This window comes from Streptomyces sp. NPDC001381 (assembly GCF_042895685.1).
GTDB lineage: Bacteria > Actinomycetota > Actinomycetes > Streptomycetales > Streptomycetaceae > Streptomyces.
Window position 1 is genome coordinate 77,833 of record NZ_JBIAWO010000011.1, and the last position, 14,196, is coordinate 92,028.

At 73.1% G+C, this 14,196-nt stretch carries 14 protein-coding genes; 6 read left to right on the forward strand and 8 right to left on the reverse strand.

All coding sequences use genetic code 11. The features are described from left to right. Nucleotides 1-60: 60 nt before the first annotated feature. The 3 genes from ACFY2L_RS33300 to ACFY2L_RS33310 all read right to left on the reverse strand — a co-directional run bounded on the left by ACFY2L_RS33300 (nucleotide 61) and on the right by ACFY2L_RS33310 (nucleotide 5,033). Nucleotides 61-1,764 carry a sulfite exporter TauE/SafE family protein gene (locus ACFY2L_RS33300; RefSeq protein WP_390824211.1) on the reverse strand — a complete coding sequence of 568 codons (1,704 nt, stop codon included), beginning with the start codon at nucleotides 1,762-1,764 and terminating at the stop codon, nucleotides 61-63. After that, nucleotides 1,761-3,338, reverse strand: coding sequence for a tetratricopeptide repeat protein (locus ACFY2L_RS33305; RefSeq protein WP_390660694.1), 1,578 nt, complete (start codon nucleotides 3,336-3,338; stop codon nucleotides 1,761-1,763). The genes ACFY2L_RS33300 and ACFY2L_RS33305 overlap by 4 nt, the downstream gene beginning before the upstream one ends. A 168-nt stretch (nucleotides 3,339-3,506) precedes the next feature. Then, nucleotides 3,507-5,033, reverse strand: a complete 1,527-nt coding sequence (locus ACFY2L_RS33310) for a DUF4331 domain-containing protein (RefSeq protein WP_390660695.1) — start codon at nucleotides 5,031-5,033, stop codon at nucleotides 3,507-3,509. Between the two features lie 212 nt (nucleotides 5,034-5,245). Here ACFY2L_RS33310 and ACFY2L_RS33315 point away from each other — a divergent pair, with 212 nt between their 5' ends. The 3 genes from ACFY2L_RS33315 (at nucleotide 5,246) to ACFY2L_RS33325 (ending at nucleotide 6,999) form a co-directional block, all read left to right on the forward strand. After that, the gene (locus ACFY2L_RS33315; protein ID WP_390660696.1) at nucleotides 5,246-5,788 is read left to right on the forward strand and encodes a sigma-70 family RNA polymerase sigma factor; all 543 of its coding nucleotides are present in this window, start codon (nucleotides 5,246-5,248) and stop codon (nucleotides 5,786-5,788) included. Then, the gene (locus tag ACFY2L_RS33320) at nucleotides 5,785-6,606 is read left to right on the forward strand and encodes an anti-sigma factor domain-containing protein (RefSeq protein WP_390660697.1); all 822 of its coding nucleotides are present in this window, start codon (nucleotides 5,785-5,787) and stop codon (nucleotides 6,604-6,606) included. Before ACFY2L_RS33315 ends, ACFY2L_RS33320 begins: the two co-directional genes overlap by 4 nt. 126 nt (nucleotides 6,607-6,732) lie before the next feature. Then, nucleotides 6,733-6,999, forward strand: a complete 267-nt coding sequence (locus ACFY2L_RS33325; RefSeq protein WP_390660698.1) for a hypothetical protein — start codon at nucleotides 6,733-6,735, stop codon at nucleotides 6,997-6,999. A 9-nt stretch (nucleotides 7,000-7,008) separates the two neighbouring features. Here the strand turns inward: ACFY2L_RS33325 and ACFY2L_RS33330 are convergent, their stop codons facing one another. The 5 genes from ACFY2L_RS33330 to hmgA all read right to left on the reverse strand — a co-directional run bounded on the left by ACFY2L_RS33330 (nucleotide 7,009) and on the right by hmgA (nucleotide 11,866). Then, nucleotides 7,009-8,205 (reverse strand): CaiB/BaiF CoA transferase family protein, encoded by a 1,197-nt coding sequence (locus ACFY2L_RS33330; protein ID WP_390824212.1) that lies wholly within the window; start codon nucleotides 8,203-8,205, stop codon nucleotides 7,009-7,011. Nucleotides 8,206-8,238: 33 nt separating this feature from the next. Beyond that, nucleotides 8,239-8,514 carry a hypothetical protein gene (locus ACFY2L_RS33335; RefSeq protein ID WP_390824213.1) on the reverse strand — a complete coding sequence of 92 codons (276 nt, stop codon included), beginning with the start codon at nucleotides 8,512-8,514 and terminating at the stop codon, nucleotides 8,239-8,241. An 82-nt stretch (nucleotides 8,515-8,596) separates the two neighbouring features. After that, nucleotides 8,597-9,736: a type ISP restriction/modification enzyme gene (locus tag ACFY2L_RS33340; protein WP_390660700.1), complete on the reverse strand. Its 1,140-nt coding sequence runs from the start codon at nucleotides 9,734-9,736 to the stop codon at nucleotides 8,597-8,599. Nucleotides 9,737-9,761: 25 nt separating this feature from the next. Beyond that, nucleotides 9,762-10,511 carry a GntR family transcriptional regulator gene (locus tag ACFY2L_RS33345; RefSeq protein ID WP_390660701.1) on the reverse strand — a complete coding sequence of 250 codons (750 nt, stop codon included), beginning with the start codon at nucleotides 10,509-10,511 and terminating at the stop codon, nucleotides 9,762-9,764. Between the two features lie 26 nt (nucleotides 10,512-10,537). Continuing rightward, nucleotides 10,538-11,866, reverse strand: a complete 1,329-nt coding sequence (gene hmgA, locus ACFY2L_RS33350; RefSeq protein ID WP_390660702.1) for a homogentisate 1,2-dioxygenase — start codon at nucleotides 11,864-11,866, stop codon at nucleotides 10,538-10,540. Between the two features lie 176 nt (nucleotides 11,867-12,042). Between hmgA and ACFY2L_RS33355 the strand changes: the two genes are divergently transcribed. The 3 genes from ACFY2L_RS33355 to ACFY2L_RS33365 all read left to right on the forward strand — a co-directional run bounded on the left by ACFY2L_RS33355 (nucleotide 12,043) and on the right by ACFY2L_RS33365 (nucleotide 14,184). Then, entirely contained in the window at nucleotides 12,043-12,552 is a 510-nt protein-coding gene (locus tag ACFY2L_RS33355) for a hypothetical protein (protein WP_390660703.1), read from the forward strand. 85 nt (nucleotides 12,553-12,637) lie between these two features. Next, nucleotides 12,638-13,258 carry a TetR family transcriptional regulator gene (locus ACFY2L_RS33360; protein WP_390660704.1) on the forward strand — a complete coding sequence of 207 codons (621 nt, stop codon included), beginning with the start codon at nucleotides 12,638-12,640 and terminating at the stop codon, nucleotides 13,256-13,258. A 68-nt stretch (nucleotides 13,259-13,326) separates the two neighbouring features. Then, the gene (locus tag ACFY2L_RS33365; protein WP_390824214.1) at nucleotides 13,327-14,184 is read left to right on the forward strand and encodes a hypothetical protein; all 858 of its coding nucleotides are present in this window, start codon (nucleotides 13,327-13,329) and stop codon (nucleotides 14,182-14,184) included. Nucleotides 14,185-14,196 lie beyond the last annotated feature (12 nt).

A 14,196-nucleotide genomic window follows, 5' to 3' on the forward strand; every position in this document is an offset into this window, starting at 1 on the left:
CGCGTCCCCCATTCGCACTTCGCATCCGGGCGAAAACCTCCGCAACTCCACAAACGTAGCTCAGCCGAGTACGGATGCGGCCCCCTTGAGCACCAGTCCGGCCCCGAGTGCCACCACCAGGAGCGCGGACCACAGCGGAAGGCTGCGGCGGACCAGCGTCACGACGGGGCGGCTGGTCCAGCGGGGACGCCGGTCCATCAGCCGGGTCGCGCCCGAGCCCAGCTTGACGACGGCGAACCCGGCGGCCGTGAGGGTCAGGGCGAGACCGACGCCGTACGCGACGACGAGCAGCAGCCCGAACCAGGCGTGCCCGAGCGCCGCCGCGCCCACCAGCACCACGACGGCGGAGGGGCTGGGGACCATGCCGCCGGCGAAGCCGAGCAGGATGGTGCCGCGCAGGGTCGGGGCTACGGCGTGGGTGTGGGTGTGCCCGCCGTGGGTGTGCTCGTGGGTGTGCTCGTGCTCGTGCGTGTGCTCGTGGTGGTCGTGATCGGGCTCGTGGTCGTGGTGGGGCTGCGCGGGGGCCTTCGTGAGGCTGTGCGGACGGCCCGCGGGAGCGCCGGCGAGGGCCAGCTGACGACTGACGGCGGGGGAGTGGTCGTGGGGCCGGCCGTGGTCGTGGTCGTGCGGGTGGTCGTCGCCGGGGGCGTGCGGGTGCGCGTGACCGTCGGGGCCGTGGCTGTGCGGACGGCCGCCGTGGCCGTGCCCGTGCCCGTGCCCGTGCCCGTGGCCGCGGTTCTTCCAGGCGCGGCGGACGAGGGTCACGCCGGCGCAGAGCACCAGGGCGCCGCTGGCCAGGCCCAGCCAGGCGATCACCGAGGGTGCCGCGGCCGAACCCGCGGTGACGAGGAGGCCGAGGGCGACCACGCCGAGGGTGTGGGTGACGGTCACCGAGGCGGCCAGCGGAAGGACGTCCTTCATCCGTGCCCGGCCGCCGCGGGCGGCCGCCGTCGCGGCCATGATGGTCTTGCCGTGCCCCGGGGCGACGGCGTGCATCGCGCCGAGCACGACGGCGATCACCAGGGCCAGCGCGGCGAAGCCCACGGTGAGGTCCTGCCGGGCGACGAGCCCGTCCAGGGCCCGCGTCCAGCGGTCGGCGCCGCGCGGCAGCACGGACGCGGCGGGCGCCTCCCGCTCCTCCTCGACGAGCGCCGCGCCACCGGACCGCGCCGTGAGCCTGGCGGTGGCGGTGTCGGCGGGCGAGGAGAGCAGCTCCTTGGGGTACGTGGTCAGCTCGTCCGAGACGGACTTCTCCGGTACGTCGGACCCGGTGAGCGTCATCCGGTCGCCGCGCGCGGTGATCTCGCGCCAGCCGGGGCCCGAGGAGGCGCCCGCGCTGTGGAAGGACAGGGAGACCGTGTCCTTCTCGGGCAGCTCTGCCGTCAGCCGGCACTCCACCCGCACGGTGTCCAGTCCGGCCTGGCCGGGCCGCAGCACCGCCTTGCCGCCGCCCGCGGTGAGGGTGACGGCACGGCCGTCCACCGTCAGCCTGCTGCCGGACGCGGCCGTCGCGCAGCGCTGCCGGGCCCACTCGGTCATGCCGAGCCGCTCGATGTCCGGCTTCGCCTGGGTCGCCGGGATCTCGGCGAGATCCTCGACGTGGTCGACGCGCAACTGTCCGGGGGCGGCGACGAGTCCGTCGTAGCGGTTGACGGTGAAGTTGCCGAGAGGGTGCGCGCTCGCGCCGGCGGAAGGAACCAGCGCGAGCGCGACGCCGGCCGTGAACACGGCCGCGCAGGAGGCGAACAGACGACGGGTCCTCACTTGTCCGCCTCCAGCGTCTTGAGAGCCGTACGGGCCTCGCGGGCGCCCAGCGGGGAGAAGCCGGGGTTCAGCTTCAGCGCGGCGGCGAGGTGGGTACGGGCGTCGTCGGGACGACCGGTGGCCTTCTCGATCACCCCGCGGTGGTAGAGGAAGGCCGCGTTGCGGTAGCCGGTGGCCGTGGCCTGCCGGGCGTAGGTGAGCGCCTCGGCGTCCTCGCCGTTGACGTGCAGGGCCCAGGCGAGGGCGTCCGCCGTGTGCACGGTGTGCCGGCGGGCCCAGTCGGCGCGGGCGGCGCGCAGGGCCGTCGCCCGGTCCCCGTGGTCGGCGGCGGCGAGCGCGGTGTCGAGGTCGGCGTTGACGCCGTTGGCGCGGGCGATCGCCGTCCAGGCGTCGACGAGGGCGTACTGGTTGTCCGCCTTCTCCTCGTCGCCCTTCGCGCCGCGGGCCTCGTACAGCTCGCCGAGCGCGACGAGCGGTCCGGGGAGCGGGTAGCGGGCGACGACGGTCTCCAGCCCCTCGATCGCCTCGGCCTGCCGGCCGCTCGCGGCCTGGGCGCGGGCCCTTCCCTCCAGCGCCGGGAGGTAGGTGTCGTCGGCGGCGAGGGCGCGGGCGTAGTGGGTGAGCGCCTCCTCGTACCGGCCCTGGTTCCAGGCGAGCTGGCCGAGCTGGGTGGCGACGTAGGCGATGTCGCCCGGGGAGGTGGACGCGGAGAGCGCCTGGCCGAGGACGCGGCGCGCGGTGGTGACGTCGCCGCGCAGTTCACGGACGTACGCGTAGCGGGTGAACACCGGGACGCCCGGCCGCCGTTCGTCGGCGGCGTCGGCGGCCTTCCCGGCCTCGTCGTAGCGGCCGAGTTCGACGAGGGCGTCGATACGGGAGCACAGGGCGCGTTCGCTGTAGGGGTTCTGCTCCAGGGCCTGGTCGGCGTACTTCAGCGCGCCCGCGAAGTCGTGGCGGGCGGCGGCGAGCGCGGCCCGGCCGGCCAGCGCCTGGTCGTTGTCCGCCCGCAGGGAGAGCGAACGCTTCAGCGCCTGCTCGGCCTGCGGGTAGCGGGAGGGGTCGCCCTTGGTGCGGGCCTGCTCGACGTAGGCGAGACCCAGGGTGGCCCAGCTGCCGAAGTCCTTCGGCTGGGCGCGGAGATGGGCCTGGAGCGCGGTGATGCCCGAGTCCAGGTCACCGTTCGCGAGCAGTCCGGGGGACACGGCCGCGGCGGTGGCCACGTGCGGATCCTGTCCGTCCCGCACGGCTCCGATCGCGATCGCACCCGCGGTGAGCGCCACCGCCAGCATGGCGGCGCAGGCGCCGAGCTGGACGCCCCGCCAGCGACGGCCCGCGGCGGCGACCCGGCGTACGGCGGCCACCCGGACGTCGGTGTGGTCCGTGCCGGAGTCCGCCGTCTCCAGGGCCCGCGTGGCCTCGGTGTCCTCCAGGGCGAAGGCGTCCTCGGAGTCGGTCTCTGCCCGGTCCTCCCCGCCTTCCGGCAGGTCCGGGTCCACGACGGCGGCGTCCTCGGACGCCGGCCCGGGCCCCGGCCGCTCGCTCTCCGGTGCGCCGTCGTTCGTACGCGGGGACATGCCCTCTCCTAGGTCGCCTGGGGTGGTTCGGCCTGCGGGGTGTGGGGGGTGGCGCGGCCCGCGCCGTGGGGGATGAGTACGCGGGCCGCGCCAGTCGGTGGGGGCGAGGTGGGCCGGGGAGCGCAGGATTCCCTCCGGCCCACCTGGACGTGGGGTCCGGTCCGGTGCCTAGTGGCGCCGGTAGGACGGGCGCTGCATCCGGCGCCACCACATCAGACCGCCGCCGATGAGGAGGATGCCCGCCGCGCCGGCGCCCGCGGAGGCCGCGATCAGCGGGGTGTTCTCCGAGGTGGCACCGGTCAGGCCGTCACCGAGGGCGCTCTTGACGTCGGCGCCGCTCTTCGCGGTCTTGCCGCGCGAACCCTCGGTCGGCAGGGCGACGTACGGGAAGTACTTCTCGAAGTTCTTGTCGTTCTTGTCGACCGCGTCGCCCAGGTCGTTCTTGGCGCCGACCAGTTCACCCTCGACGACCTGGAGGGAGGCGTCGATCACGTCGTCGGTGAGGCGACGGCCGTTCGGGAAGCCCGCGTTGTCGCCGTCCAGCACACCGAGACGCTTGGGGCTGGCGGCCGGCTTGATCGAGGTGTTGAGACGCAGTTCCTCGGACGGGGTCACGTACGGCGGCTGGTTGAGGCCCTTGACGCCCTTCAGGAACACGTCCACGAGGTCGTTGCGCGGCTCCGCCGGGGCCTTGATCTTGAAGATCGCCTCGATGAGCTTCGGCAGCTCGGGGTTGGTGACGTTCTTCAGGAACTGGCCGTCGTCCTTCGGCTGGGACGCGTTGAACTTGTCCTTGTCCTTCAGCGGGTTGACGACCTCGTTGACCAGCGGGCTGCCGAGGCGCGAGACCTGGGAGTAGTAGCCCTGCGCGTTCTTGCGCTGGGTGGTCGTCCAGATGCCGACGATCGGCTGGTGCTTCGCCTCGACGATCATGTCGTTGGGCACCTGCAGGGCGATCGTGTTGACGTTGTAGCCCTTGAGGGTGTCGTTGCCGACCTCGGAGAGGTCACCGCCGTACAGCAGGTCGAAGACGCGCAGGTCGGCGAAGAAGGGGTCGTCGGCCTGTCCGGCGAACGTCTTGGCGCCGTTGGACAGCTTGTAGATCGCCTGGTCGCGCAGCTTGGAGTACTTCGGCATCGACGCCTTGCCCACGTTGGACGGCGCCACCGGCACGTCGTCCGCGAGCTTGGTGTCGTGGACGACCTTGCCGTTCTTCTCCTTGATCAGCTCGAGGTCGTAGGTCTGCGTGACGTTCAGGTCCGGGTCGTGCAGGCTGTCGACGACCCCGGTGTTGTAGAGGAACGACTTCCGGTTCTTGACGTTCGTCTTGAACGTGTAGCGGAAGACCAGCTCCTCCTTCGCGTCGCCGTTGTTGTCGATGCGGATGTCGTACTGGGCGTCCTCGGCGAACTGGTAGAAGTTCGGGCCGCCGCCGGGCTCCTGGAACGGGATCACGTTCGCGATGATGGTCGTCGTGTCCGGGTGGTCCGGGCTGACGAACGCGTAGAGGTCGGTGTTGTCGTACTGCGGGGTCCCCGAGATGAGGGGGGCCTCGCGGTGGCTGGAGGCCTGTGCAGCCCCCGGAGCGAGCACCACGACGCCGGCGGCCGTGAGCGCCCCGGCGGCAAGTGCCCCACAGATCAGAGTCGCGACGCCCTTGCGTCCCGTGCCGCTCTTGGAGATAGCTGCTGTCATGCCGTCCTGCCGTCCGTCCTGTGTGCCAACTTGCCTGACGGACAGTGATACGCAGCGGAGGGCCGATCGGATTGGTCGAAATCAAAAAACTTTTTTTCGCCGCTCGACCCGCGTTTCGGGCTCTCTGATCCGTACCCCATCCGGAGGTGTGTCCGTTGCGAATGCCTGGTGTGACGGGGTGGCCCGGGTGTGGCCGCGGAGAGGGGGACCGGATGGAGGCGGACGAGCTGCTGGTGCTCGTCGCGGGGGGCGACCAGAGGGCATTCGAGCAGTTGTACGGGCTGGTGTCCGGGCCGGTGTTCGGACTCGTGCGGCGCGTCGTGCGCGACCCCGCCCAGTCGGAGGAGGTCGCCCAGGAGGTGCTCCTGGAGGCCTGGCGCTCCGCCGCCCGCTACGACCCCGGCCGGGGCAGCGCCCTGTCCTGGATCCTCACGCTGGCCCACCGGCGGGCCGTGGACCGGGTGCGCAGCGCCCGCGCGGCCAGCGACCGTGAGCAGCGAGAGGGACGGCGCTACCACGACCCCGCCTTCGACCAGGTGGCGGAGGAGGTCGAGGCGGGACTCGAACGCCAGTTGGTCCGGCGCTGCCTCGACCGGCTGACGGCCCTTCAGCGGCAGTCCGTCACCCTCGCCTACTACGACGGCTACACGTACCGTGAGGTGGCCGAGCGGCTCTCGCTGCCGCTGGGCACCGTGAAGACCCGGATGCGCGACGGACTCACGCGGCTGCGCGACTGCTTGGGAGGTGTCGCGTGAGCGTCCTCGGATCACTGTTCCGCCGGGAGGACCTGCACTCGCTGGCCGCCCCCTACGCCCTCGACGCCCTCGAGCACGAAGAGCGGCGCCGCTTCGAGAAGCACCTCCGGGGGTGCGACCGCTGCGCCGCCGAGGTGCGCGACCTGGCCGAGGACGCCGTCCGGCTCGCCTGGTCCCAGGCCGTCCCGCCGCCGGCCGCGATGCGCGACCGGGTGCTGGCCGCCGTACGCACCACCCCGCAGGAGCCGGGGCGTGCGCCGGTGCGGGCGCACGAGCCCCAACTGCCTCCACACGTCTGGGGCACGCAGCCGCCGCCGGGACGCTCCCGTGCGCCTCGCGCGCGCCGCCCCCTGTTCGTGCCGTTCGCCACGGCCACCGCCGCCGCGGCCCTCGTCGTCGCCTCGCTCTTCGCCGTCCAGGCCAACCGCACCCAGGAGCAGCTGAACGCGGAGCGCGCCCAGGCACGTGAGATCGCCCACGTTCTGGCAGCTCCGGACGCCCGGGCGAGCACCGGCACCGACGCCGGGGGCCGCAGTATCGGAGTAATCGCTTCCGCTTCGGAGGGGGAGGCGATCGTCACCTTGAGCGGATACGGAGACCTGTCCGGGGGGCGGGTGCACCAGCTCTGGCTCATGCGCCCCAACGTGCAACCGCGCTCCCTCGGGCTCTTCGACGGCGACACGCCCCTGGTCGCGACCGGCCTCGACAAGAGCTCGACGTCACTCGCCGTGACCGTCGAGCCCGACGGGGGGTCAGCTCAGCCCACCAGTCAGCCGGTTGTCCAACTCACCCTGAAATCGGTCGGATTCGGAGAGTGATCGAAGGGAGTACGTCAACCCCCTTGCGGGGAAGGTGATTCCTGAGAGCTCGATACACGCGTGCCCGGATGGGGCGATAGGGTTACCCTGCCCGGGCCGGGTGGACTCGTACGGGTGGGGAGTGACATGGAACAGATAACGATGCGCAGCAGGGCGAGGGTCCCTGCGATCACCTGCGGGAGCAGTGCGACCAGTTCGCGGCTCGACCGCCATCTGTCGGTACTGGCGGGACCCGCCATACCGCAACGGGAGACGGCCGAGGCGACCTCGCTCATGCGGGAACTGACCGCGCGTGAGCCCGCCCGCCAGCGCAACTCCAGGACGGCCCGCGTGTCGCTGTTCGCGCCGCTGCGCCGACTGCGCCGCTCGCTGTTCGGCGGACACCGGCACTGAGACCCGCGCTCAGGCGGCCACACCGTCCCGGCACAGCGCTGCGATCTCGTCGTCCGTCATCCCCACGGCACGCAGCAGCGCTTCGGTGTGCTCCCCGAGCGCGGGTACGTCCCCCATCCTCGCCTCCGGCCCGCCCGGCAGAGTGATCGGAGGCAGCAGCGCCCGCAACGGCCCGACCGGCGAACCCACTTCCCGCCACCGCTCCCGGGCCGCCAGTTGCGGATGCTCCGCCAGTTCCCGCAGATCCCTCAGGCGCGCGCACGCGATGCCCGCGCCCTCCAGGCGCGCCAGCGCCTCGTCGGTGTCCAGCGCGCCCAGCGCCTTCGCCACCAGCGCGTCCGTGCGCTCCCGGTTCGTCACCCGCGCCGCGTTCGTCGCGAATGCCGGGTCCGTCCCCAACTCCGCTCGGCCGACGACCTGTTCGGCCAGCCGCCGCCACTCCCGGTCGTTCTGCACCGACAGCAGCACCCGGCCGCCGTCGGCCGTGGCGTAGGCGTCGTAGGGAGCGATCACCGCGTGCGCGAGACCCGTGCGCCGCGGCGGAGTGCCCCCGTGCAGCGTGTGATGCAGCGGATGCCCCATCCACTCGGCCAGGGCCTCCAGCATCGACACCTCCACCGGCCCGCCCCGCCCGGTCGTCCCCCGCCGCACCAGCGCCGCCAGCACGCCCGAGAAGGCGTACATGGCCGCCGCGATGTCCGCCGCCGGGATCCCCGCCTTCACCGGCTGCTCCGGCGTGCCGGTCACCGACACCAGCCCCGCCTCGCACTGCACGAGCATGTCGTACGCCCGCTTGTCCGCGTAGGGGCCCTCGCTGCCGTAACCGGAGATGTCGACGGCGACCAGCCGTGGATGCGCCGCGCACAGCGTGGCCGCGTCCAGCCCCAGCCGGGCCGCCGCCCCCTGCGCGAGGTTCTGCACGAACACGTCCGCGTCCGCGACCAGCCGCCGTACGACGTCCAGGCCGCGCGGGTCCTTCAGGTCCAGCGCGATGGACTCCTTGCCCCGGTTGCACCACACGAAGTGCGAGGCGAGTCCACGGGCCGCGGTGTCGTAGCCGCGCGCGAAGTCGCCGCCGTCGATCCGCTCGACCTTGATGACGCGGGCGCCCAGATCGGCGAGCTGACGGGTGGCGAAGGGGGCCGCCACGGCCTGTTCGACGGCGACGACGGTGATGCCCTCCAGGGGCGGCGGGAGCTGGTCCATGAGGTGGATCATGGCTCCCGGGCCGGCGGTTTGTCATGCGCGGGGATGCGCGTGCTGCCGCAAGGCGAGCGGCGCGCACACCGCGATCGGCGCCGCGCACCGGACCAGCGCCCCCGCGACCGGGCGCGCCACCGGCCGGGCGGCCCCCTCGGGGGCGGGCGCGTCGCCGGACAGGTCACGCAGGGCCGTCGTCAGCGCGCTGACCGGGTTCCCCTCGGCGAGCGTGCGCAGCCGGTCCGGCAGGTCGCCGGTGGGGACGGGGAGCCGGGTGGCGATCGGGGCGTACCCGCGGACGGCGGCCGCGTTCACGGAGGACCCGGGACCGGTCGATCTGAGCGCCGTGTTCGAGACCGCGGTGGAGTGGGTGCTGGACGGGCTCGTCCCCCCGGGGTCAGAGCAGCGCGAACTGGCCCTCCGGGCCCTCCTCGTGGTGGTCCAGGACCGTCGCCGGGTGACGGGTGGGCTCCGGGGGCGGGAGGATCCCCGTGTCCCGCAGCTCCGCCGTCGTGATCAGGCCGACCGGCACCAACTCCGCCTGCTGCGCGCGCACTTCGGTCAGCAGCGCCAACACCGTGATCAGCTCCAGGAGTTCCGACGTCCAGGCCTGGGGCCAGGCGGCCGGACGGATCGCGGCGAGCGTGCCCGGCTCCGCCTCCGCCGTGCGGGCCGCGAACCACCGTTCCAGGACCCGGACGCCCGGAGCGCTCTCGAAGTCCCAGGCCTCCGGCGGCACCGGGGAGACGCGGCCCCCGTCGACGTGGAGGCTCTCCTCGTCGCGGTCGTAGTGGAGGGTGAGGGGACGGGCCGGAAGCGGGGCGCGGACGTAGGGCCGCCGGCCGCCGGGAAGCTTGGGGCGCTCTCCGCCGCGGCGCAGGAGCCGCAGGGCGCGGTGCCCCAGTTCGACGCCCCGGGCCCACACTTCGCGGTCCCGGGTGAGGGGAAGGGTGCCGTCGGGGCGGATCGCGGTCAGGGTCCAGGCGAGGAAGTCCACCGGATCGGGGGAGTGGCCCAGGTGATCCAGCAGCCCGGGCGCGAGGTTGGGGTCCGAGCCGCCCGGCCGCCGGTACAGCGGACGCACCCGGCCGGGCCGCCGCAGCGGGATCAGGGAGGTCACCAGCGGGGGCGCGTCCGGCGTCTCCACCAGGAACACCTGCCGGTCGTCCGCCACCCGCCACAACTCCGGCCGGGCCGCGTCGATCAGCCGCTGGTCGGGGATGAGCCACTGCTCGTCGAAGGGAGCGGCCAGCACCCTCACCGGTTCCGGGCAGGGGCCGACGGCCCGGACCAGCCGTTCCGTGCCGCCCGCACGGCCCGGGAGCTGGCCGACCGCCGAGTGCAGGGTGCGCGAGCGCGTCGGCTCGAAGAGCGCCTCGCGGTCCGCGCCCTCGGCCTTCATCAGGGCGTCCCAGCGGGCCTTCAGGGAAGCCGGGTCGGGAGCCGTCGGCCACCCCCGGCCGAGCCGCGGCGGTGCGACGGACCACGGCATGAGGTCCGCCAGCGGCGGAGCGTCGTCGTGCGTCACGCTGGGCATGGTACGTGGGACCGCCCGCGGGACGTCACGTCGCGTCGAGGGTGACCGTGAAGGAGAAACGGTCGCCCCGGTAGTGGATGACCGCGGCGTCGAGCACCCGCCCGTCCCCGTCGTAGGTGACGCCCGTGTAGTGCAGGATCGGGCTCAGCAGCGGGACCCGGAGGAGCTGGGCGGTCTCCGGGTCAGCGAGCCGGGCCTCGACCGTGTCCGTGATCCGGCCGATGCCGGCGCCCACCACGTCCCGCAGCACCTTGGTCATCGGCCAGCGCACCAGGTCCTGCGGGTCGATGCGGGCGGCGACCTCGGGACGGACGTAGTTGCGGGCGTGGTTGGTCGGCTCGCCGGTCTTCTCGTCGCCGCGCAGCCGGTGGTACGTCGCCACCTCGGCCAGGTCCGGGAAGTGCTCGGCGAGTTCCGCCGGCACGGGCGCCTGTCCGTGGCCGAGCAGTTCCGTCACCATGCCGGACTGCTGGGCCACGATCGCGTCGACCGAGCCGAGCAGCCGCACGGGCGCACCCCGCCGGACGCCCGGCTCGATGAACGTGCCGCGCCGCCGGTGCCGGGTGATCAGCCCCTCGTCCTCCAGCTCCTTCAGCGCCTGCCGCATGGTCAGCACGCTCACCCCGTAGTGCCCCGCCAACTGCTCCTCGGTGGGCAGCCGCAGCGGGTCGCGGGGCGAGCGGCCGAGTATCGAGGCGCGCAGCGACTGCGACACCTGGTACCAGAGCGGCAGCTTGCGGTTGAGGACGATGGAGTCCGGGGCGAAGGAGGTCACGGGCCATCCGTACCGGGAGGGAATCTTCAGTGCAAGGGGCGGAAGTGCCGTTCGAGGCCGTCCCACACGTCGTCGTAGCGCTGTTGCAGATGGTCCGCGGCCGCCGCGTGCGGGGTGAGGGTGAGCGGCCAGCGCGTCTCGAACATGAACGCCAGTCCGTCGTCGATCTTCTGCGGCCGCAGCTCGGCGGCGCTCGCCCGGTCGAAGGTCTCCCGGTCCGGCCCGTGCGCCGACATCATGTTGTGCAGCGAGCCGCCACCCGGCACGAAACCGCCCTTTCCGGCCGTCTTCGCGTCGTAGGCACCCTCGATCAGGCCCATGTACTCGCTCATCACGTTCCGGTGGAAGTACGGCGGCCGGAAGGTGTCCTCGCCCACCAGCCAGCGCGGCGCGAACACCACGAAGTCCACCCCGGCCAGCCCGGGGGTGTCGGACGGCGACGTCAGCACCGTGAAGATCGACGGATCGGGGTGGTCGTACGAGATCGTCCCGATCACGTTGAAACGGCGCAGGTCGTAGACGTAGGGGACGAGATTGCCGTGCCAGGCGACCACGTCCAGCGGCGAGTGGCCGTACGTCGCGCGCCAGAGGTTGCCGCAGAACTTGCTGACCACCTCCACCGGCCCCTCGACGTCCTCGTACGCGGCGACCGGCGCGCGGAAGTCGCGCGGGTTGGCGAGCCCGTTGGCGCCGATCGGACCGAGGTCGGGGAGGCGGAAGGGGGCGCCGTAGTTCTCGCACACGTACCCCCGGGCGGAGCCGTCGAGCAGCTCCACGCGGAAGCGCACCCCGCGCGGGACCAGCGCCACGTCACCCGGCTCGGCGTGCAGCAGGCCGAACTCCGTGCGCAGCAGCAGCCCGCCCCGCTCGGGGACGATCAGCAGCTCGCCGTCGGCATCGCTGAAGACGCGGTCCATGGAGGCGTTCGCGTGGTAGAGGTGCACGGCCACGCCGGTGCGCTGGGTGGCGTCGCCGTTGCCGCCGAGGGTCCACAGGCCGGCGAGGAAGTCCGTGCCCGGTGCGGGCTCGGGCAGCGGGTCCCAGCGCAGCCGGTTGGGGTCGGGGACCGTCTCGGTGAAGGGGCCGGTGCGCAGCGCGCCGTTGTCGGCGCGGGTGAACGCCGGATGCGCGGCCGAGGGGCGGATCCGGTACAGCCAGGAGCGGCGGTTGTGGGCGCGCGGCTCGGTGAAGGCCGTACCGCTGAGCTGTTCGGCGTACAGGCCGAGGGGTGCCCGCTGCGGTGAGTTGCGGCCCTCCGGGAGGGCGCCCGGCACCGCCTCCGAGGCGTGCTCGTTGCCGAACCCCGAGAGGTAGGCCGGCCCCTCGGCGGTCTTGCGTGCGTCCCCGCTGCTCATCGTCGCTCCCTTGCGTGGCGGTTCCTTGCCCTGCCGATTCCTATGCATCACCGTAGGATTGCGTTTTCGCAGACGCAAGAGGTCCGGCGGTCCTCCTCACGGAGGACGATCACACCCGGCCGGAACCAGACTCCAGAAGGATCCGCGTGTCGGACAGGTGCTCTAATCTCCCGGGCATGTCGTGGAAGCGCGTACTCGTCGCCGCGCTCGCGGTCTGTGTCCTGCCGCTGGCCGGATCCGCGTGCGGCTCCAGTGATGCCCGGGAAGAGGGGACCGTCGTGTCGCCCTCACCGGTGGGCAAGGTCCTGGACGACACGGACGACGACGGGAGGCACTACCGCGAAGTGGGCAGGAAGGGGGCGCCCCAGGTCGGTGTCGAGGTCCAGCCCGACAGCGACGGCAGCTGGGACGTCCGGCTGAAGCTGGCCAATTTCCGCTTCTCCCCGTCCGGAGTGCCCGCGAAGGCGGCCACCGGACGCGGCACCGCCCGGCTCTACGTCGACGACCAGCCCGTCGCCGATCTGCGCACCCCCTCCTACCGCATCCCGGCCGGCTATCTCCCGCACGGCACGCACCGGGTCACCGCGCGGCTGTACGCGGACGACGGCACGGTGTGGGCGGTCGACGGCGAACCCGTGCAGAGCACGGCGGACATCACGGCCTCGGAGCCGTCGCCCTCCCCGTGACCGCGTCGACGCCCCCGTTGAGTGCACCGGCCACCTTTCTCCGTACCGAGGGGCGAGGTTCACCCGCCCGCGACGGAGAGGCATCATGAAGTCCGTGCCCCAAGCGACATCGCTCCGTCGTGCGCCCGTCCAGCGGCGCAGTGCCGAACGGCTGACCAGGATCCTGGACGCCTGCGCCGACCTCCTGGACGAGGTCGGCTACGACGCCCTGAGCACCCGGGCCGTCGCCCAGCGCGCCGGCGTCCCGATCGGCTCCGTCTACCGCTTCTTCGGCAACAAGCGGCAGATGGCCGACGCGCTCGCCCAGCGCAACCTGGAGCGCTACTCCGAACGCGTCACCGAGCGGCTGAAGGGAGCCGGGGGCGGAGAGGGCTGGCGGGCCGCCATGGACGCCGTGCTCGACGAGTACCTGGCCATGAAGCGCACCGCGCCCGGGTTCTCCCTCGTCGACTTCGGCAACCAGATCCCGGTCGGCGCCCGCCAGGCCGAACCCAACCACCGCGTCGCCGACCGCCTCACCGACCTCCTCTCCGCCTACCTCGACCGCGACCCCGACGAGAATCTGCGCCGCACCTTCCTGATCGCCGTGGAGACCGCCGACACCCTCGTCCAGCTGGCCTTCCGGATGGATCCGGAGGGGGATCCGAAGGTGATCGAGGAGACCCGGGAGCTGTTGCGGGCCTATCTGGCACGCGCACTGGACTGACCGGCCCCGTTCACGGGAAGGTGCCCGTTGCCGAGGTGAGTCGGTCGAGCGGGCATGGGGGGAACGCTGTGGCTCGGGTGGTCTGCGTCCATGGGATCGGCCAGCAGCACACGGGGGAGCGGGAACTGCACCGTTCCTGGCATCCCGCGCTGGCCGACGGACTGATCCGCGCGGGCGCCGCGGCCACGCTCGGCGCGGACGACGTGCGCTGCGTCTTCTACGGTGACCTGTTCCGCCCGCCCGGCCGCACCCTCGCCCTCGGCGACCCGCCGCTCGACGCCTCGGACGTGGCGGAGGGACTGGAGACGGAGCTGCTGCTGCAGTGGTGGGCGGAGGCGGCCCGCACGGACACCACCGTCCTCCCGCCCGACGCCCGCACCCTCGCCCGCACGCCCCAGGCGGTGCAGCGGGCCCTCAACGCCCTCAGCCGCTCCCGCTTCTTCGCCGGCGTGGCCCTGCGGAGCATGGTCCTCGACCTCAAGCAGGTCCGCGGCTACCTGTGCGACCCGGCCCTGCGGGACGCCGTCCAGCAGCGGGTCGCCGACGCGGTGACCGAGCGCACCCGGGTCGTCGTCGGCCACTCGCTGGGCAGCGTCGTCGCCTACGAGGCACTGTGCGCCCACCCCGGGTGGCCGGTGCGCTCGCTGCTCACGGTGGGGTCGCCGCTGGGCATCCGCAACCTGGTGTTCGACCGCTTGCGGGCCGGGGCCGCCGGCTCCCCCGGTGACTGGCCCGGCGCCGTCGAACACTGGACCAACCTCGCGGACGAGGGCGACGTCGTGGCCCTGGTGAAGGACCTGCGGCCGCTGTTCGGCGAGCGGGTCGTGTGCCAGGTGGTCCACAACGGGGCACGGGCCCACGACGCGACCCGGTACCTGAACACGGCGGAGGCGGGACGAGCGGTGGACGCGGGTGCCCGGCGGTGACACACACAGGCC